Origin of the sequence: Stenotrophomonas sp. FR024 (assembly GCF_047500745.2) — a bacterium.
GTDB lineage: Bacteria > Pseudomonadota > Gammaproteobacteria > Xanthomonadales > Xanthomonadaceae > Stenotrophomonas > Stenotrophomonas maltophilia_A.
Window position 1 is genome coordinate 62,491 of sequence record NZ_JAXAXM020000011.1, and the last position, 18,045, is coordinate 80,535.

Annotated in this window: 21 protein-coding genes; 15 read left to right on the plus strand and 6 right to left on the minus strand. The window is 65.8% G+C overall.

Annotation, left to right across the window (positions count from 1 at the left end; all coding sequences use genetic code 11):
• Nucleotides 1-4: 4 nt before the first annotated feature.
• A complete protein-coding gene (locus tag ACMZ91_RS13300) occupies nt 5-415 on the plus strand; it encodes a MerR family transcriptional regulator (protein WP_414577109.1) in 411 nt (136 codons plus the stop codon).
• Nucleotides 416-445: 30 nt separating this feature from the next.
• Here the strand turns inward: ACMZ91_RS13300 and arsH are convergent, their stop codons facing one another.
• Nucleotides 446-1,174 (minus strand): arsenical resistance protein ArsH, encoded by a 729-nt coding sequence (arsH, locus tag ACMZ91_RS13305; RefSeq protein ID WP_121503470.1) that lies wholly within the window; start codon nt 1,172-1,174, stop codon nt 446-448.
• 17 nt (nt 1,175-1,191) lie between these two features.
• Between arsH and ACMZ91_RS13310 the strand changes: the two genes are divergently transcribed.
• From ACMZ91_RS13310 to ACMZ91_RS13340, 7 genes are all read left to right on the plus strand, one after another.
• On the plus strand, nt 1,192-1,521 hold the full coding sequence (locus ACMZ91_RS13310) for an ArsR/SmtB family transcription factor (protein WP_414577112.1): 330 nt from the start codon (nt 1,192-1,194) through the stop codon (nt 1,519-1,521).
• Nucleotides 1,522-1,536: 15 nt separating this feature from the next.
• Entirely contained in the window at nt 1,537-2,040 is a 504-nt protein-coding gene (locus ACMZ91_RS13315; RefSeq protein ID WP_257470769.1) for an arsenate reductase ArsC, read from the plus strand.
• A 14-nt stretch (nt 2,041-2,054) separates the two neighbouring features.
• Nucleotides 2,055-3,086 (plus strand): ACR3 family arsenite efflux transporter, encoded by a 1,032-nt coding sequence (gene arsB, locus ACMZ91_RS13320; RefSeq protein ID WP_049462765.1) that lies wholly within the window; start codon nt 2,055-2,057, stop codon nt 3,084-3,086.
• Nucleotides 3,087-3,247: 161 nt separating this feature from the next.
• The gene (locus ACMZ91_RS13325; protein WP_049423027.1) at nt 3,248-3,595 is read left to right on the plus strand and encodes an RcnB family protein; all 348 of its coding nucleotides are present in this window, start codon (nt 3,248-3,250) and stop codon (nt 3,593-3,595) included.
• Nucleotides 3,596-3,667: 72 nt separating this feature from the next.
• Nucleotides 3,668-4,204: a nuclear transport factor 2 family protein gene (locus tag ACMZ91_RS13330; protein WP_049462766.1), complete on the plus strand. Its 537-nt coding sequence runs from the start codon at nt 3,668-3,670 to the stop codon at nt 4,202-4,204.
• A 49-nt stretch (nt 4,205-4,253) separates the two neighbouring features.
• The gene (locus ACMZ91_RS13335; RefSeq protein WP_049462767.1) at nt 4,254-4,880 is read left to right on the plus strand and encodes a hypothetical protein; all 627 of its coding nucleotides are present in this window, start codon (nt 4,254-4,256) and stop codon (nt 4,878-4,880) included.
• Between the two features lie 82 nt (nt 4,881-4,962).
• The gene (locus ACMZ91_RS13340) at nt 4,963-5,355 is read left to right on the plus strand and encodes a diacylglycerol kinase (RefSeq protein ID WP_049462768.1); all 393 of its coding nucleotides are present in this window, start codon (nt 4,963-4,965) and stop codon (nt 5,353-5,355) included.
• Nucleotides 5,356-5,404: 49 nt separating this feature from the next.
• On the opposite strand, the gene ACMZ91_RS13345 is transcribed toward ACMZ91_RS13340, so the two are convergent.
• The 4 genes from ACMZ91_RS13345 to ACMZ91_RS13360 form a co-directional block, all read right to left on the minus strand.
• On the minus strand, nt 5,405-6,160 hold the full coding sequence (locus tag ACMZ91_RS13345; RefSeq protein ID WP_134951469.1) for a DUF3307 domain-containing protein: 756 nt from the start codon (nt 6,158-6,160) through the stop codon (nt 5,405-5,407).
• A gap of 96 nt (nt 6,161-6,256) precedes the next feature.
• On the minus strand, nt 6,257-6,949 hold the full coding sequence (locus ACMZ91_RS13350) for a hypothetical protein (protein ID WP_032129974.1): 693 nt from the start codon (nt 6,947-6,949) through the stop codon (nt 6,257-6,259).
• Nucleotides 6,950-6,951: 2 nt separating this feature from the next.
• The gene (locus ACMZ91_RS13355; RefSeq protein ID WP_049462769.1) at nt 6,952-7,362 is read right to left on the minus strand and encodes a hypothetical protein; all 411 of its coding nucleotides are present in this window, start codon (nt 7,360-7,362) and stop codon (nt 6,952-6,954) included.
• A gap of 84 nt (nt 7,363-7,446) precedes the next feature.
• Entirely contained in the window at nt 7,447-8,364 is a 918-nt protein-coding gene (locus ACMZ91_RS13360) for a M14 family metallopeptidase (RefSeq protein WP_032129976.1), read from the minus strand.
• Nucleotides 8,365-8,509: 145 nt separating this feature from the next.
• Here ACMZ91_RS13360 and ACMZ91_RS13365 point away from each other — a divergent pair, with 145 nt between their 5' ends.
• The 7 genes from ACMZ91_RS13365 to ACMZ91_RS13395 all read left to right on the plus strand — a co-directional run bounded on the left by ACMZ91_RS13365 (nt 8,510) and on the right by ACMZ91_RS13395 (nt 17,262).
• Nucleotides 8,510-9,163: a DUF3348 family protein gene (locus tag ACMZ91_RS13365; RefSeq protein WP_049462770.1), complete on the plus strand. Its 654-nt coding sequence runs from the start codon at nt 8,510-8,512 to the stop codon at nt 9,161-9,163.
• A gap of 10 nt (nt 9,164-9,173) precedes the next feature.
• Entirely contained in the window at nt 9,174-11,438 is a 2,265-nt protein-coding gene (locus ACMZ91_RS13370; RefSeq protein WP_049462771.1) for a DUF802 domain-containing protein, read from the plus strand.
• Entirely contained in the window at nt 11,435-12,073 is a 639-nt protein-coding gene (locus ACMZ91_RS13375) for an OmpA family protein (RefSeq protein ID WP_046986176.1), read from the plus strand. Before ACMZ91_RS13370 ends, ACMZ91_RS13375 begins: the two co-directional genes overlap by 4 nt.
• Nucleotides 11,991-12,440, plus strand: coding sequence for a DUF2894 domain-containing protein (locus ACMZ91_RS13380; RefSeq protein WP_223224633.1), 450 nt, complete (start codon nt 11,991-11,993; stop codon nt 12,438-12,440). The genes ACMZ91_RS13375 and ACMZ91_RS13380 overlap by 83 nt, the downstream gene beginning before the upstream one ends.
• Before the next feature lie 155 nt (nt 12,441-12,595).
• Nucleotides 12,596-13,153, plus strand: a complete 558-nt coding sequence (locus tag ACMZ91_RS13385) for a YrhA family protein (protein WP_223224634.1) — start codon at nt 12,596-12,598, stop codon at nt 13,151-13,153.
• A 305-nt stretch (nt 13,154-13,458) separates the two neighbouring features.
• Nucleotides 13,459-15,777, plus strand: a complete 2,319-nt coding sequence (locus tag ACMZ91_RS13390) for a TonB-dependent receptor (RefSeq protein ID WP_049462774.1) — start codon at nt 13,459-13,461, stop codon at nt 15,775-15,777.
• 21 nt (nt 15,778-15,798) lie between these two features.
• Nucleotides 15,799-17,262 carry an esterase-like activity of phytase family protein gene (locus ACMZ91_RS13395; protein WP_049462775.1) on the plus strand — a complete coding sequence of 488 codons (1,464 nt, stop codon included), beginning with the start codon at nt 15,799-15,801 and terminating at the stop codon, nt 17,260-17,262.
• 208 nt (nt 17,263-17,470) lie between these two features.
• Here the strand turns inward: ACMZ91_RS13395 and ACMZ91_RS13400 are convergent, their stop codons facing one another.
• Nucleotides 17,471-17,917, minus strand: coding sequence for an REP-associated tyrosine transposase (locus tag ACMZ91_RS13400; RefSeq protein ID WP_049462776.1), 447 nt, complete (start codon nt 17,915-17,917; stop codon nt 17,471-17,473).
• Nucleotides 17,918-18,045: the final 128 nt, after the last annotated feature.

The following is an 18,045-nucleotide window of genomic DNA, read 5'->3' on the forward strand; positions in this document are numbered from 1 at the left end:
GCCCATGACAGCCCCACTCACCATCGGCCAGTTGGCCCGCCAGACCGGCACCAAGGCAGAGACCATCCGCTATTACGAAAAGATCGGCCTGCTGCAGCCGCCGCTGCGTTCGCAGGGCAACTACCGCTGCTACGACGCACAGGACCAACGGCGGCTGGCATTCGTGCGCCGTGCGCGCGAGCTGGGGTTCGCCATCGAGCAGATCCGCGAACTGATCGCCTTTGGCGAACAACGCGAGCACCAATGCAGTTCGGTGGATGACGCGGTGAAGGCGCACATTGCCGACATCGCGCGCAGGATTGCCGACCTGCAGGCGCTGCAGGGCGAACTGCAGCGGATGATCGGCAACTGCCCCGGCGGGCGCGTGGCCGACTGCCAGGTACTGGAAGCCCTGCGGCCCGCGCCGGCTACCTGAACTGGAATCGTGCGCGATTCGGCATCTCCCTCAGACGCCGGTCGCTCCCGCCGCCCGCGCCAGCTCCGCCGCCAGCGCATCGCCCTTGCGCTCGCTGTAACGGTCCACGAGGTAGTCGGCGCGGCCGCGGGTGAGCAGCGTGAACTTCACCAGTTCTTCGACCACATCCACCACACGATCGTAGTAGGGCGAAGGCTTCATCCGCCCGTCTTCGTCGAACTCCTGCCAGGCTTTGGCCACCGACGACTGGTTGGGAATGGTCAGCATGCGCATCCAGCGGCCCAGCACCCGCAGCGTATTGACCGTGTTGAACGACTGCGAGCCGCCGCAGACCTGCATCACCGCCAGCGTCCGGCCCTGGGTCGGCCGCACGCTGCCGTCTTCCAGTGGCAGCCAGTCGATCTGGTTCTTGAACACGCCGGTCACCGTGCCGTGCCGCTCCGGGCTGACCCACACCTGCCCTTCCGACCAGTGCGACCACTCGCGCAGTCGCTGCACTTCCGGATGCCCCTTGTCCACGCTGTCCAGCAGCGGCAAGGCATGTGGATCGAACACGCGCGTTTCGCAGCCCAGATGCTGCAGCAGGCGTTCGGCCTCTAGTGCCAGCTTGCGGCTGAACGATTGCGGACGCAGTGAGCCATACAGCAGCAGGATGCGTGGCGGTCCCTGGCGTTCGGCCGCCAATCGCTGGTGATCTGGCTGGGGAAGCGAAGCCTCCCTCAGATGGGGCAGCGAAGGACTTGTGATCGGCTTATTCATTCTACTATTCTAGAAATATGGAAACGTCAAATGCAATCGCTGCGCTCACCGCGCTCGGCCACGCCACCCGCCTGGCAGCCTTCCGCCTGCTGGTCGAAGCCGGCCCGGCCGGTCGCATGGCCGGCGACATCGCCGCAACGCTCCAGGTTCCTGCCGCCACCCTCAGCTTCCACCTGAAGGAGCTGGTACAGGCCGGCCTGGTCGAGAGCGAGAGCCAGGGCCGCCACGTCTGCTACCGCGCGAATTTCAGCGCAATGACCGGCCTGATCGAGTACCTCACGCACAACTGCTGCGCCGGTTCGCCCAGCGAACAGTGCGCGCCGTCGCGCAATCCCTGCAGCTGCTGATTCGGAAACGCCACCATGTCCCGCTCCATCCTGTTTCTCTGCACCGGCAACAGCGCGCGCAGCGTGCTGGCCGAAGCCACCCTGCGCGCATGGGGCGGCGACCGATTCACGGCCTTCAGTGCCGGCAGCCACCCGACCGGCCAGGTCAATCCGTTCGCGCTTGCACAGCTTCGCGCCGAAGGCATGCCGGTCGCGGGACTGCGCAGCAAATCCTGGGATGAGTTCGCTGATGCCGCCCCCATGGATCTGGTAATCACCGTTTGCGGTGCGGCGGCAGCGGAAGCCTGCCCGGTGGTGTTCGGTGATTTCATCCGCAGCCATTGGGGTCTGCCGGACCCGGCCGCGGTAGGGGGCAGCGATGCCGACAAGGCTGCCGCCTTCGCCCACGCGCATGCCATCGTGAAGGCACGCGTGCAGGCCCTGCTGGCGCTGCCCGGGCACGTGTGGCAGGGCCGCGGAATGCTGCAGCAGGCCCTGGACCAGATCGGCCATCTGCTGCCGGCAGCGCGCACGCCATGAGCACAGCGGCACCCATGGGCCTGTTCGAGCGCCACCTGACGCTCTGGGTCGCGCTGTGCATCATCGTCGGCACGCTGCTCGGGCACTTCCTGCCAGGTGCTTTCGCCTCCCTGGCGGCGACTGAAGTGGCCAAAGTCAACCTGCCGGTGGCGGTGCTGATCTGGCTGATGATAATCCCGATGCTGCTGCGGGTGGATTTCGGTGCGATGCGCCAGCTGGGCCAGCACTGGAAAGGCATCGGGGTGACGCTGTTCATCAACTGGGCGGTGAAGCCATTCTCGATGGCGCTGCTGGGCTGGCTCTTCCTGCGCCACGTCTTTGCGGACTGGCTGCCCGCCGGCCAGATCGACAGCTACATCGCCGGCCTGATCCTGCTGGCGGCCGCGCCCTGCACGGCCATGGTGTTCGTATGGAGCAACCTGTGCCGCGGCGATGCCAACTTCACGCTGAGCCAGGTGGCACTGAACGACGCGATCATGGTGGTGGCCTATGCGCCGGTGGTGGCGCTGCTGCTGGGGCTGTCGGCCATCACCGTACCGTGGGATACGTTGCTGCTGTCGGTCGGCCTGTACATCGTGGTTCCGGTACTGGTGGCCGCATTGCTGCGGCGCTGGATCCTGTCGCGCCATGGCGAATCCGGGCTGCAGACGGCGCTGCGCCAGCTGGGGCCACTGTCACTGTCGGCGCTGCTGCTGACGCTGGTGCTGCTGTTCGGGTTCCAGGGCCAGCAGATCGTGCAGCAGCCGCTGGTGATCGCGTTGATCGCGGTCCCGATCCTGATCCAGGTCTATTTCACCTCCGGCCTGGCCTACCTGCTCAACCGGCGCCTGGGTGTGGCGCATTGTGTGGCCGGGCCGTCGGCACTGATCGGCGCCAGCAACTTCTTCGAACTGGCGGTGGCGACGGCCGTGGGCCTTTTCGGTGTCCACTCCGGTGCGGCGCTGGCCACGGTGGTGGGGGTGCTGATTGAAGTACCCGTGATGCTTTCGGTGGTGAAGATCGTGAACCGGTCACGCAACTGGTATGAGGCGCGCGAGCGCGCTTGAGGCGGCCATGCCGGAGGCGGCGGCGTCGTGCCCGAGCCGCCAGCTGCAACGCCGTGGAATGCGCCCTGCTGCTACGGTGACAGCTCAAAAGTCCGTTCACATTCCTTGATCCATACTCCACGGCACGACGCCGCATGCAGCGGCAAGGCCCGGAGGTTGCGATGAACACCGCACGCTTGTTCGCCATTGCTTTGACCACGGCTGCCGCGCTGGCCGCGGCACCGGCCTTCGCCGATCCGCCGCACCATGCGCGCGGCAACGGGCCACCGCCGCACGCCGGTGGCCCGCACAACCGTGATGCACCGCCGCCGGGCTGGCAGAAGAAGGCCTGGCGTCGCGGTGAGCGCCTGCCATGGGCGGAAGTGGACCGCCGTTACTGGGTGGATGACTATGCGCGCTACCACCTGCGCGAGCCGGGCCGCGACCAGCGTTGGGTCCGGCAGTCCGATAGCGAGTACCTGCTGGTGGAGATTGCTACTGGGTTGATCATCGACGCGCTGCATCGTTGAATGAGGGGATGCGCCGGGGCGCTGATGTAACGAAACGTCCCGGCAGCATCCCCTTGTCCCCGGAAGCTGCAGATGCAGACATCAAGAGCACCACTCGCCCTCCTCGCGCTTCTGCTGTCAGCGTCGCCAGGCCATGCCGGCAACAACAGTCCAGCCCACAGTCCAGCCGATGGAAAAGCCATCGAACAGGTTGTCGAATCCTTCCGCACCTCGTTGATCAACAAGGACAAGCCGACCTACATGAGCCTGTTCTTCTCGGACAAGGCGGAAGACATCGGCTGGCAGTTTGTCTCCGAGGATGTGCGCCTGCAGGACATCCGCAAGGCCAAGCCCGATGCGATCAAGGCACGGCAGATTCCCGCCAACAACTTCATCGCGCTGATCGACGGCGTCGTTGCGTCGCCGAAACCGAAGGAGGAGACATTCTCCAACACGAAGATCGAAACGGATGGCGATGTGGCCTCGGTGTCGTTTGACTACAGCTTCCACGACGATGGAGTGAAGACCAACTGGGGCAAGGAAATGTGGCAGCTGATCCGCACCGAACAGGGCTGGAAGATCTTCTCGGTGATCTATTCGATCCGCGATTCACGCAGCCCGGCCGAATGAGTGATCTGTCAGAGTGGTGCCCACCGTTCGTCCATGCCAGCCAGACCCGATGACCCGGATTGCCGACCTCAACGCCGACCAGCTCGCCCACCACGCGCTCAACATCTTCATCGCCCAGGGCCGTCACGTGGAAGGCGCCCGCGTGATCTACCGTGCGCTGCAACTGGACCCGCATCATCCCGCTGCACTGCGCTGCCTGAGCGATTTCCTGGCCCACCAGGGCACCGAGCCGTTCGCAGCGGCCACGCTGGAGCACGCCCTGTCCGGCGCCGTTCCACTGAATGACGATGCGCGCCGGATGCTGGATGACCTGCGCTTCCTCGACATCTGGTCCTGGGGATTCTCCCGGCACGTCTCCGGCGAAACCAACCTCAGCGGCGAAGCGTTCAAGAACCGCGAGGATTTCATCTTCGATGGCCCGGCCTATGCAGCCTTCCTCAACACGGTCACCGAGCCGGCCGGTTCATTGCAGGGTGCCTTCCAGGCGGCCGTCCGCATCTGCGGGCTGATGTCCGGACTGCTGCGCCATGCGGAGAAGGACAATCCGGCATTCGATGATGTGCTGCGATCCTCCGCCTTCGTCGAGACCGAGGCGTACCCGGCATGGCTGGCCTCGCCGACCGACGATCTGGATGCCCTCGACCAGGCCATCCAGGCGCAGCGCCAGGCCGGCTGAAGGAAAATCCAACGGGCGTCCGACGCTTTCCCGACGCCCGCCTGCACATCCTGTCGTGAGATCACTTCATGGCAGGACCGGCATGCAGCCACCCTCCCCCAAGGACAGCGGCAAGTACCCGCATGGCAAGACCGGCCTTCGCCGCATCTTCTACACGCTGATCCATTCGCGCGACGGCTTCATCGCCACCTTCCGTGGCGAAGCCGCATTCCGGCAGCTGTTGCTGCTGCATGCGCTGCTGATCGCCACTGCGTTCCTGCTGGACATCAGTCCGGTCGAACGCGCCGTGGTGCTGGCCGTCTGCTTCATCAGCCTGCTGGTGGAACTGCTGAACTCGGCCATCGAAGCGGTGGTCGACCGCATCTCGCTTGACCACCACCCACTGTCCAAGAACGCCAAGGACATGGGCAGCGCCGCCCAGACCACCGCACTGCTGATGGTCGGCACGGTGTGGGGCGTGATCCTGCTGGGTTAGCTCGCGCCCGACCCGCCGGGCATGGCCCGGTGCCACAACGCCGCAGCCGCTAGCGCCAATGCGAGATGGCGAGCTTGGTCAACATGGTTGCGGCGATGGCCCAACCGAAGCTGAGCATGGTACCGATGATCACATATTCGGTGTGTGCCCGCGCCTGCCGGTCGGCGAAGCGCAGCACCGATTTGGCGGCCAGCATCAACCCCACGCCCTCCGGCTGGCCCAGCAGCAGGAACATGAAGATCAAGCCTCTTTCCAGCCGCCCGATATAGCGCCCTGCGGTCTGCATGCCCTTGTGATCGTCGCTCTGCACGGCTGCGGTCGTAGGCGCCGATTCTGCGCTTCCCATATTGAGTCCTGCCGTGAACGGCGCAAGCAGCTTCTCCACCAGGACGCCGCCGACGTTGACCACCAGGATCAAGCCGCTCGCGATCGACATGCCCTGATACATCAACAGTTGGACCTGGGTCGGGATCATCCCGTACCAGCCATCGCGGGCAACGTGAGGGAACATCAACGCGATCAACACGATGAAGGCGATATGCACCAACTGGTCAATGACGAATGCGTGCACGCCATCGGGGAGCCAATGCACCTTGATCCAGTCCATCACCGCATGGCTGAAACCGATGATGAGATAGACCCATGGGTTGATTGAACCGGTCAGCGCGGCGATGACGAGCAGCACCACTGCTACGTGCAGCAGCAGGCCATGCAGTTCCTGCTTGCGCGCGATCATCTTCGTGGTCTGAAGCACGAAATCGGCGACAAGGTGAGCGGTCAACAGTACGAGCAGCGTTTCAAGCATGTCCTTTCTGCCTGTGAGTCCTTCCTGTGGCTCGCTTCGCGATAGCCAAGTCGCCGCCAGAAGCAACGAAATTTAGTTGCTTAAGCCAAAGCAACGCTATTTAGTTGCTTTTCCAGAACCGTGAACGCTCCCGTACGGCTGCATCAGTGCACGTTCAGCCGCGGTGATCAGCGCCAGCAAGGCAAAGACGCCAGCATCGTGATAGACCCGGTTCACCGATTGTCGGTGCCGGTTCAACGCATTGGCAGCTTCCAACTGCGAGGGGGCATCGGGGATCAGAAACAACGACGCCACCTCAGCCTGACTGCGTGTCCAGCGCGCGACAATAACATCGCAGGCAGACACCACTGCCGGTAACCAGTACAGATCCTCCCGTTGTACTGGCAGGGCTACGTCCATGTCCTGCGTGCGCCCCATGGATTCAAGCAACCGACCGGACAGCACGAATGCCTCACCCAGCGAACGCGACACCGCCTTCCGGTCCAATGCCTCTACCGTACCCAGTCCAATCGCGATCCGGGTGCGCGCCCGCGACTCCGATGCGGCAAGCTTGGCCTTGATCCAGGTCGCCAACCTCAGGAAACCGTGCGGCTGGGTGACCGCCAGCTGCCAGGCATCGCCCCGGTAGAACTCGGGGCCGACAATGCCCGGCAAAGGCCACTCCATGGCCTGGGCCACGGCAACGGAAATCACTTCACGGACGTCATCAATGGTGGCCGCGTCCATCTCCGTGGACTTGACCAGGTCGCCGGTAAGCACGGCAATCAGATCAGACGATGTATCGGGCATGTTCATACCTTGGGCTGCACAGGCTGTACCTCACAGGACATCTGCGGCTGGCCAGCGCCGGCCACATCTGTGCCGGGCCCGCTCAACGCCATTCTACCGTCGTAGCGGTTGATCACCGCCTGCAGCCTGCCCGCGCCAGCGACCGGCGGAAAATCCAGCCGATACACGTTTGCCTCCACCTCCAGCCTGCCCGCGCGCGCGCTCGGACGGTTGACCCAGACCACCGACGCCTGGCCGGAGTCCAGGATCAACACCATCGGCGTCTGGGGCGTGGCGCTTGTGCTGCTGCAGGACAGCTGGATCACCCGCGGCGGCGTCAGATCGAGCGCCGACAGCTTGCATCCACCGAGTGCGGTCGTCGCCACCAAGACCGATACGAGTGATGGCCGGGGCAGAATCTTGATCGTGGTCATCGCCCGATCGTAACCCGACAATCGATCCTATGACCCGGCGCATCGTGCAGGAACCTGCCGGGTCCGCTTGCACACCCACGTGCCTTACTTCGTCAGGGCGAAATCCAGGCCTGCGCACACCGCCGCCACCTGCGCATCATTGCATTCCTGCGGGTTGGTGCGCGGGCTGTCCGGGTAGACCTCGGTGGTGGTGGCAAAGCGCGCGTCGGTGAAGCCGGCGCAGGCGCCGATCGAACGCGACTCGCCCCAGACCACGCCCGGCGACTGCAGCGGCAGGCCGACCAGGTTGCCTTCGGCGTCTGCCGGGGCGATGTGGGTGATGGGCGCCACTGCGGCGATCAGGGCCTTCTGGAACTCGGCCTGCGGATCTTCGCTGTTGCCGATCACGTAGAAACCATCCGGAATGGTGTCGCGCTCGAACGGCTTGCCGTCGCGGGCGCAGCGCGCCGGATCGAACTCGTGCAGGTCGCTGTCGGTGGTCTCGTGCAGGTCCAGGTGCACCAGCAGGTTCGGCTTGCGCTCGGCCACCCAGCGCATCAGCGCGGCGGCTTCCTCGATCTGGCCGCCGTCACGGAAGCTGCGGTTGGGGTCGATGGCATCCGGGTTCCAGCGCTGGATGCGCTCGTAGCCCCACGGGCTGACGCACGGCGCCACGATCAGGTTCAGCCGGCCCAGGTAACGCTCGGCCTGCTGTTCCAGGAACTGCAGCGCGCCGTGCACGCCGCTGGTCTCGTAGCCATGCACGCCACCGGTGATCAGCGCGGTCGGCAGCGCCGGGTTCCAGTCGTGGTTGACCACGGCGAACAGCGGGTAATGGTCAGGTGCATAGTCCAGCTGACCGTACTGGATCACATCGAAGCTGTCGTCCAGGCGTTCAAGGGCGGCCACCACGTCGTCGTGGTAGCTGCGCTGGCGCTGCTGGCGGGCCCGCCACTGTGCGCGTTCCGCGTCGCCCCAGGGCTGTCCGGGGGTGCCGATCGGGTAGAACTGCGCAACAGTCATTGGGTACTCCAAGGGTCGAACGGGATGGGTGCAGCCGGTCATTCTAAGCCTTGTCGCGCCTGCGGGTCCCCTCCCCCGGCCCCGCCTTCATCCAGGCCGGGTCATCTGGTTGTAAAATCAACGGTTTTTGGCCCCTCACCCCTTGATGGCGAACGCAGCGCAGCCGGTCCTGGGTGGACCGGAATTCCTCCGCCTGCTCGCCCGTCTCAGCGACGGCGCGATGCCGGCCAGCAGTCCCGCCCTGACCGATCGCCTCGGCCAATGGGTGGACTGGAGCCGTGCCGTGGCCCTGTCCGGGGCGCTCGGCGGACGCCTGCCCGAGCCGGGTGAGGCCACCGAAGCGGCCGGGGATGTGCTGGGCGACTGCGCCCAGGCCCATGCCAGCCTGCTGGCCTCGATCAGTGAGGATGCCGAGGCCGAGCGCCTGCTGGACCTGGCCGAAGCCACCGCCGCACCCAACTTCGCCTCGCTGCGCCAGCGCTACCGGGTGCTGCAGCAGGCCATCCAGACCGCCACCGGGCGCCTGCGCGGCCGCCTGCGCGACCAGCTGGTGCAGGTTTCACCCGAGCTGGCACGGCTGGCCGAGGTCGATGCGGTGATGGAACAGACCCTCACCCCGCGCGAGCACAGCCTGCTGGCCACTGCGCCGGCGGTGCTCGGCGCCCGTTTTGAACGCGTGCACGGCCAGCCCGGCTGGCGCGCGGCCTTCCGCCATGACATGCGCATCCTGCTGCTTGCCGAGCTGCAGCTGCGCTTCCACCCGATCGAAGGGCTGCAAGACGCCCTGCGCTCCCACTGACCGGAACACCATGTCCAGAACTGCTTTCCATGTCGTTGTTTTCCTTGTCGGCCTGCTGGCCGTGTGCTGGATCGGCATTGGCTACGTTTCGGTGCATCCGTTGGGTGCAGCGGTGGCGGCGATCATCGCGGCCTGCTACATCGCCGGTGGCGTGGAGCTGCATCGCTATCGGCAGGCCAGCAACGGCCTGCGCAGCGCGCTGAGCGATCTCTCCAGCGCGAAGGAAAGCCTTGCCCCCTGGCTGGAGCGCGTGCCGATGGGCCTGCGCAACGCCGTGCGCCTGCGCGTGGAAGGCGAGCGCACCGCCCTGCCCGCGCCGGTGCTGACCCCGTACCTGGTTGGCCTGCTGGTGCTGCTGGGCATGCTCGGCACCCTGCTGGGCATGATGGACACGCTGCGTGGCACCGGCCTGGCCCTGCAGAGCGCAACCGACATGGCCGCCATCCGCGGCTCGCTGGCGTCGCCGGTCCAAGGCCTGGCCGTGGCATTCGGCACTTCGATCGCCGGTGTGGCCAGCTCGGCCATGCTCGGCCTGCTGGCAGCGCTGCTGCGTCGCGACCGTCTGCAGGCCGTGCAGCAGCTGGACCGCGCCATTGCCGGCGACCTGCATCCTTACTCGCAGGCCTGGCAACGCGCCGAGTCGCTGCGCCTGCTGCAGGCACAGTCCGCGGCGCTGCCAGCGCTGGTCGACCGCCTGCAGGCGATGACCAGCACTTTTGAACAGCACAGTGCGGCCGCCAATGAGCGCCTGCTGGCCGGCCAGGCCGAGTTCCTGACCCAGAGCCAGGCGCTGCAGGAACGCCTGGCCGTCTCGCTGCAGCAGTCGCTGCGCGAGGGTGCCGAGGCCAGCGCCGCCGCCATCGGTGGCGCGCTGCAGCCGATGGCCGAGACCACCCTGGCCGGACTGGCCCACCATGGTGAGGCGCTGCATGCCCGTGTCGAACAGGCGGTGCAGCAGCAGTTGTCTGGCCTGAGCGAAGGCTTCGAGCGCAGCCGCGTGGCGACCGAGGCCAGCTGGGCCAAGGCGTTGAGTGAACAGAGCCAGACACAGCAGGCACTGGTCAGTGATCTGCGTCAGCACCTGCAGGCCTTCAGCGATGGCCAGGGCACGCAGGCCGAAGCACTGGTGACACGCATCGGCGAGCGCCTGCATGCCGATGCCAGCGGCAATGCCGAGGCCTGGCGCGCCGCCGCCGAACAGCAGCAGGCGTTGAATACCGCGCTGGTCGAACGCCAGCAGCAGGCATTGCTGGCCACCAGCGAGCATCTGGACGCGCGTGCGCAGGCGCTGCTGCAGGCACTGGAACAGCATCACAGCGCCAGCCAGGCGCTGCTGCAGAATCATGAAGAGCAGCGCTCGCAGCGGTGGCAGGCCGCGCAGGCCGCCGCCGCGACCGCGCACGCCGAACTGCAGGCCAGCCTGGACAGCCGCGAGCAGCAGCGCCAGGCACGCTGGGATGCGGTCAGTGCCGAACTGCAGCAGGCCCACGCCGCGCTGCAGGCCCAGCTGCAGGCCGGCGACGAACAGCGCCTGCAGCGCTGGAGCGATGCCCTGCAGCACGTTTCCGCCGATCTGGCCGAGCGCCTGCAGGCCAACGGTGAACGCCTGGCCGCGCAGCAGCAGCAGGTCTGCGACACGCTGGCGGCCACCGCACAGCAGATCGGCGAGAACGGCCGCGCCCAGGCCAGCGCCACGCTGGCGGAAGTGTCCACCCTGCTGCAGACCGCCGCCGCTGCGCCGAAGGCCGCCGCCGACGTCATCAACGAGCTGCGCAGCACGCTCTCCGAGAGCCTGGTGCGCGACAACGCGATGCTGGAAGAGCGCGGCCGGCTGCTGGCCACCGTGCAGACCCTGCTGGATGCGATCAACCATGCCTCGCACGAGCAGCGCACCGCCGTGGACGCGCTGGTCGGTGGTTCGGCCGAGCTGCTGGAACGCGTCGGCAACCGCTTCACCGACCATATCGCCGCCGAGACCGGCAAGCTGGATGGCATTGCCGCAGCGCTCAGCGGCAGCGCGGGCGACGTTGGCCAGCTGGCTGGCGCCTTCGGCGACGCGGTTGCGCAGTTCGGCAGCGCTTCCACCGAGCTGTCCGGCCGTCTGGAACAGATCGGCGGCGCACTGGATGCCTCGCTGGCGCGCAGCGACGAGCAGCTGGCCTACTACGTGGCGCAGGCACGCGAGGTGGTCGACCTCAGCCTGCTGTCGCAGAAGCAGGTGATGGAAGAACTGCAGCAGCTGGCCACGCGCCGCGGCAAGGCCGGCAGCGCATGAGCGACGAGCTGGAGGTCGACGGCGGCTCACACGCCCCGATCTGGGCCGCCTTCGGCGACCTGATGTCGGTGCTGCTGGGCGCGTTCGTGCTGATACTGGTCGGTGTGGTTGCCGTGCAGCTGGAGCTGTCGCAGCGACTGGACCAGGAAGTGAAGCAGCGCCAGGCCGAAGCCAAGCGCCTGCAGACCTTGGAACAGGCGCTGGCGGGCCCGCTGGCCGCCGGTCGCGTGACCCTGGTCGATGGACGCATCGGCATCAGCGGCAGCGTGCTGTTCGCGCTGAACTCGGACCAGCTGCAGCCGGAAGGCCAGGAGCTGCTGCGCAGCCTGGCCGCACCGCTGGCCGCCTATCTGGGGACGCGCGAAGAAATCCTGATGGTCAGCGGCTTCACCGATGACGCACCGGTGCGCGAAGGCAACCGGCGTTTCGCCGACAACTGGGAGCTGTCCGCGCAGCGTTCGCTGACCGTGACCCGCACGTTGATTGCCGATGGCGTACCGGCTGACGCGGTATTCGCCGCCGCGTTCGGCAGCGAGCAGCCGGTCAGCTCCAATGCCAGCGAAGACGGCCGCGCGCGCAATCGTCGCGTGGAAATCGCGCCGATTCCCAAGCCCAAGGCCGCGGATGCCAAGTAAGCCGCCCGCACTGGAGGGCCTGCGCGCACTGGTGCGCGATCTCGATGCGGGATCGCGTTCGCTGCCGCATTACCCGCAGGTACCGATGCTGCAGCAGGTGCAGCGCGAGTGGTCGGAACTGCGCAGCGAACTGCAGGTGCGCCGCTCGCTGCGCACCGAGGCTCCGGCCGATGGCGGCCCGTTGAACTCGGCGGTGCTGGTGCAGCGCATGCTCGACACGATGCAGTCGACCAGCCCCGGTTACCTGCGCCACTTCATCGACTACGTGGACACCCTGTCCTGGCTGCAGGCGCTGCAGGATGGCGCCGCCAGCGGCGGCGATACCGCGAAGCCAAAGCGCACGCGCAAGCCGCGCAACGCGGGTTGATCGCGCATTGACGCCGCCCCCGTTCGGCGCTCCTGGATACGAGAATCCTGATCCACGCTTCTGGTAGACGCCAACCTTGGTTGGCGCTTTTCGATTCCCAGCCGCGCTGCTGCCCAATCGACGCCGATTGCCAATCGCGTCATTGATTGACTGGCTTGACCTGTCTGGAACGCCTTGAATTGACGTCGGGTGATGAATCTCGCCAATGTCTGCCTGATACCCTCGCCCGTGAGCTCCAACCTCAGCAGATGCAGCCTTCAATAGAAGCCAGACTTCTCAAGCTCCGCGCGGCTCTCAGCAAAGCCGAGATGTACCTTGGCCCTTCACTTGGACGTTCCTGCATCGAAGCCCTCCAGAGCTTGGCGCTTTCTACGCTTGGCATCGCCCTGCCGGAGTCCTATCTGGACTTCCTTTCAAGCCACGACGGTCTGGCAGCAGAGGGAGCATTCCTTTACTCGAGCATTCCACGCCCCTATTCCGATGGCGGCTCAGCCCTTGCGTTGGTGGAAATGAATCTCCTTGCACGCGACCAGGGATTCATGGACGGCTATATAGAGCTCGGAGAGAGTGATATGGACTGCTATGTCTTCGACTCTGGAACCGGCCTGGACCAAGTCCGCGACAAAGTGGCGTTCGATAACGTCTATGAAGAGTTTGCCTCCTTCGACAGACTTCTGTCCCACATACTCGATTTGATAGAACAACGCTGTTGACGGCAACCTGGGCCGAAACTCTTACAACTGAGTGGCGCAGCATCCATTCAACGCTGCGCATGCCAACCAAGGTTGGCATCTACCAATGCAGTAAACCGGCCGTTTGGAGTGCAACGAGACGCCGCGCCGCGGGCCAGTTGCCAGCACAAATGACAGTGTCACCAGACAGTCATCTGTCTAGCGCACCATTTTCACGTTGATCCACGGCGCCTGCAGCGTCACCGGTCGCATCGGTTGTCTCCCCTTTTGAACTCCATGAGCTCCGCGCCCGTGCGGTGGCTTGTGCCTGCCTGAGTGTCCGTAACATGACGAAGACTTTGTTGGCCGCTGCGCTGTCGATCGCGCTCGCTCCCGCGGCCTGGGCGCAGGATGCTGCCCCGACCTCCACTGGCACCTCCGCCACCGATCTCGATGCGGTCTCGGTGATCGGCAGCGGTGAAGCGCGCCAGGTGCAGCGCATCACCCGCGAGAACCTCGACATCCTGCCGCCGGGCACCAGCCTGCAGAAGACGCTCAATCTACTGCCTGGCGTCAACGCGCAGTCGGCCGATGCGCTGGGCACCAACGAGCAGTCGATGACCCTCAGCCTGCGCGGCTTCAACTCCACCCGTCTCGGTTACACGCTCGACGGCGTGCCGCTGGGCGATGGCGCGTACAACAACTACAACGGCCTGACCATCAACCGTGCGCTGATCAGCGAGAACATGGCCGGCGCGGAACTGGCGGTGGGCATCGGCAGCCTCGGCACGCCGTCCACCAGCAACCTCGGCGGCACGATTTCCTATACCTCCGACCGCCCGGCCCAGGAACTCGGCGGCCGCGTGGTGCAGACCTTCGGCAGCGATGCCAACCGCCGCACCTTCGTGCGCGTGGACAGCGGCGAGTACAACGGCTTCTCCGGCTATGTTTCCGGCATGAATGCCGTCTCCGATCTGTGGAACGACCAGACCGCCTACAACAAATCCACCACCAAGCAGTTCAATGCCAAGGGCGTGTGGAACTTTGGCCGCGGCCAGATCACCGGTTTCGTCGATACCTCACGCACCACCCAGGCGGACTACTTCTACCTGTCCAAGGACGAGATGTCGCGCGGCCTGGGCTGGGACTGGGGCGGCTACGCGCCGGACTGGAACAAGGCCGTGGCCAAGGCCTACTGCAACACCGCCAGCTTCAACGCGAAGAAGTGCGACAGCAGCGGCCCGGACAAGGATGCCGATGGTGCCTTCACCGCCGGGCAGATCCTGCGCGACGATAACCTGTACTACCTGGCCGGCGACTTCTTCCTGGCCGATGGCTTCAACCTGCGCGCCCTGACCTACCACCACGATGACCGTGGCGAAGGCCACAACTGGAACAGCGGCGCGTGGTCGAACAAGGGCACCGCGCAGGAGATTCCGATCATCTTCCGCAACACCATCTATACCATCGACCGCGACGGCGGCACGCTGTCCTTCGACTGGGAACTGGGCGCGCACCGCATCGAAGGCGGCGTCTGGTATGAGCGCAACACCAGCAGCGCCGAGCGCTACCAGACCGCCGTGGACGGCCCGCGTGACCTGAGCGGCATGAACACCCTGCCCTCCGATGTGGGCGTGTTCGCCCAGCGCACCCGCTGGAAGACCCATCAGTTCTTCCTGAAGGACACCTGGCGCCTGCTCGATGACCGCCTGACCCTGGAATTTGGCGCCAAGAGCCCGCACGCCACTTCCGACGCACAGGCACTGCCGGGCGACGCGAAGACGCCAATCTCGCCGACCTCCAACAACCAGTTCGCCACCGGCTCGCTAAAGGCCAGCAAGAACTTCCTGCCCAGCATCGGCGCCAACTTCCGCTTGGCCGAGCACCACGAGATTTTCGCCAGCTATGCCGAGAACATCGCCATGTTCCAGGGCGGCTTCAAGCTCGGTCCGCAGGCGGTCAGCCAGGCCACCTGGAACGCACAGGGCAACCTGAAACCGGAGGAGTCACGCTCAGTCGAAGCCGGCTACCGCTTCGTCACCGATACCCTGCAGGCCTCGATCGCGGCCTACAGCGTGCGCTTCGACAACCGCCTGCTGCAGTACAACCCCTGCGATTCGCGGCAGCCGGTCGGCCCGACCTGCGGCAACCGCTTCTACAACGTCGGCGGCGTCGACAGCCGCGGTGCCGAGCTGACCGTGCTGTGGACCCCGAACGAGCACTTCAGCTGGTACACCTCGGCCTCGCTGAACCGTTCGACCTACGCCTCCAACTACGTGCAGGCCGGTGTCGAGCAGCAGATCAAGGGCAAGATCCAGACCGATACGCCCAAGCAGCTGCTGGCCACCGAGATCACCTGGCGTGACAACGGCTGGTTCGCCAGCCTGCGTGGCAAGTACACCGGCGAGCGCTTCTACACCTACACCAACGACCAGGGCTTCGGCAGCTTCACCGTGTTCGACCTGGCCGGTGGCTATGACTTCGGCCAGGTCGGCTTCGCCAAGGGCATGCGCCTGTCGTTCAACGTGACCAACCTGACCAACAAGCGCTACGCCAGCAACCTGGATTCGAGCGTGTTCGCGCCCAGCGACCCGGCCGGCAAGCTGTACGTGTTCCATGCCTCGGCACCGCGCCAGGTGTTCGGTACGATCGACCTTCGCTTCTGATCGACCACCCGGAGTCCACCGATGCTCGCGACCGCCCTGCTGCTGGCCACCCTCTCCGCCAGCGGATACTCCGCTCCGCATGAGGCAACGGGTGCACCACCGCGCACCCTGCAGCTGGGCGGTCGTACCTATGTGGACAAGGGCCTGGTCGCCGCCGGGCGATTGCCCGCGGGCACGGTGGACTTCCTCGGCGATACGCTGGGCTCGTTTTCGTCGCTGGCGGTGCAGCCCGGCACCTGGAAGCGCACCGCCAGCGGCTACGAAGGCGTGCTCTGGACCCTGCCCGACCGCGGTCGTAATGATCCCGAGGCCGGCCTGTTCTACGACTACGCCGGTCGCGTGGAGCGCATGCAGCTGCGCATCGACGTTACCCCGGGCAAGCCTGCGCTTGGCACGCTGAGCATGGTGCCCGACAAGGGCGTGGTACTTAAGGATTTCAAGGGGCAGCCGTTCACCGGTGCCGACCCGGGTGAGCACACGATCACCCAGCGCGAGGTGGTGCTGCCCTCGCCGGCCAGCGGCGCAGGCGCAGGCGCAGGCAAGGTCTCGCTGGATGCGGAGTCGCTGCAGTTCACCGCCGATGGTCATTTCTACATCGGCGACGAGTACACCGCCAACGTCTACTACTTCGATGCACAGGGCCAGCTGCAGGGCGTGATCGTGGCGCCGCCGGCGATCCGTCCGCAGCGAGATGGCAAGCCAGCGTTCGGTTCACTGGCGCCACCGCAGACCGGCCGCCGCAACAACCAAGGCGTGGAAGGCATGGGCCTGTCACCCGACGGCAGCCGCCTGTTCGTGGCCCTGCAAAGCGCGACGCTGCAGGACAGCGCGCAGGGCAATGCGGCCGGACGCATCAACACCCGCGTGCTGGTCTACGACGTGACGGCCTCGCCAACGCCACAGCAGCCGATCGGCCATTACGTGATGGCCCTGCCCGCCTACGCGCACGACGGCAAGGGCAAGCTGGACCGCACCGCCGCGCAGAGCGAGCTGCGTGCACTGGATGCCCACCGCTTCCTGCTGCTGGCCCGCGATGGCAACGGTCTGGGCAAGGACGGCGATGACCCGATCGTCTACAAGTCGGTGCTGCTGGTGGATGTGGCCGATGCCAGCAACCTGGCAGGAAGCAACTATGAGTCCGGTACGGCCTCGGTGCTGGCCGACCCGGCGGGCACCGTGTTGAAGGACGGCATCGTGCCCGCACGCAGCGACGAACTGCTGAACCTGCTCGACCGCCCGCAGCTGGCGCGTGCCGGCCTTGACCTGAACACCAAGCGCGGCCCGCATGCCGGGCTGCTCTCGGAAAAGTGGGAAGCCATGGACGTACTGCCAGCGCTGGACCCGCAGCATCCGAACGACGTGCTGTTGCTGATCGGCAACGACAACGACTTCATCGCCCGCCACTGCCGCATGCAGGGCCAATCCTGCGACAGCGCGTACGACAACGACAACCGCGTGCTGGTTTACCGCTTCACGCTACCCTGACTGCAACGGGTATTGCCGGCCCCGGGCCGGCAACCGCCATGTTCGAACCCCTGGTAGTGCCGGCCGCTGGCCGGCATCACGACCAGACCGACCACGCATACGGATAATTGCCAATCTGCCCAGCAACACCGACGCGTACCGGATTCCCAGGATGTACAGCGCCTGCTCAGCCCTCACCGCAACCGGTAGTGCCGGCCGCTGGCCGGCATCACGCCCATATCGACCACGCATGCGGATACTCGCCAACCTGACGGGCAAGACCGGCGCGTACCGGATTCCCCAGGATGTACAGCGCCTGCCGCGCCAGCGACTCCTCGGCCCTCACGGCGTGGTCGAAGTAGCCAGGCTGCCACACCGTACTTCGACGACCCGCCAGGCGATTCAGGGCAAGCGCGCTCGACGACTTCATTCGGCGCGCAATGCCTGAAAGGTGAGCTGCACGCAGCTCGAACATCCAGTGGACGTGATCCGGCATGACGACCCATGCGAGTGACTGTACGAGCCCGCGCTGTTCGATGTAATGAAGCTGGTCGATTACACATGCCACTGCAGCTTCGCTTTCAAAGAGCCGGCGGCGCTGATGTGTGGTCGTTGTCAGAACGTAGACCTGGCCGATGATCGAGTGACGGCCCAGGCGGAGGCGATGGCTGCTCATGCCCCATGGTGGAGCGATCATTGCGCGTTGAACGTCAGGCCATGCCTCGATGGAAGTTCGGAGATGTCTGAAGTTGAATGAGGTTGCCGGCCAGCGGCCGGCACTACCGGAGACTATGGGCTGCCGGC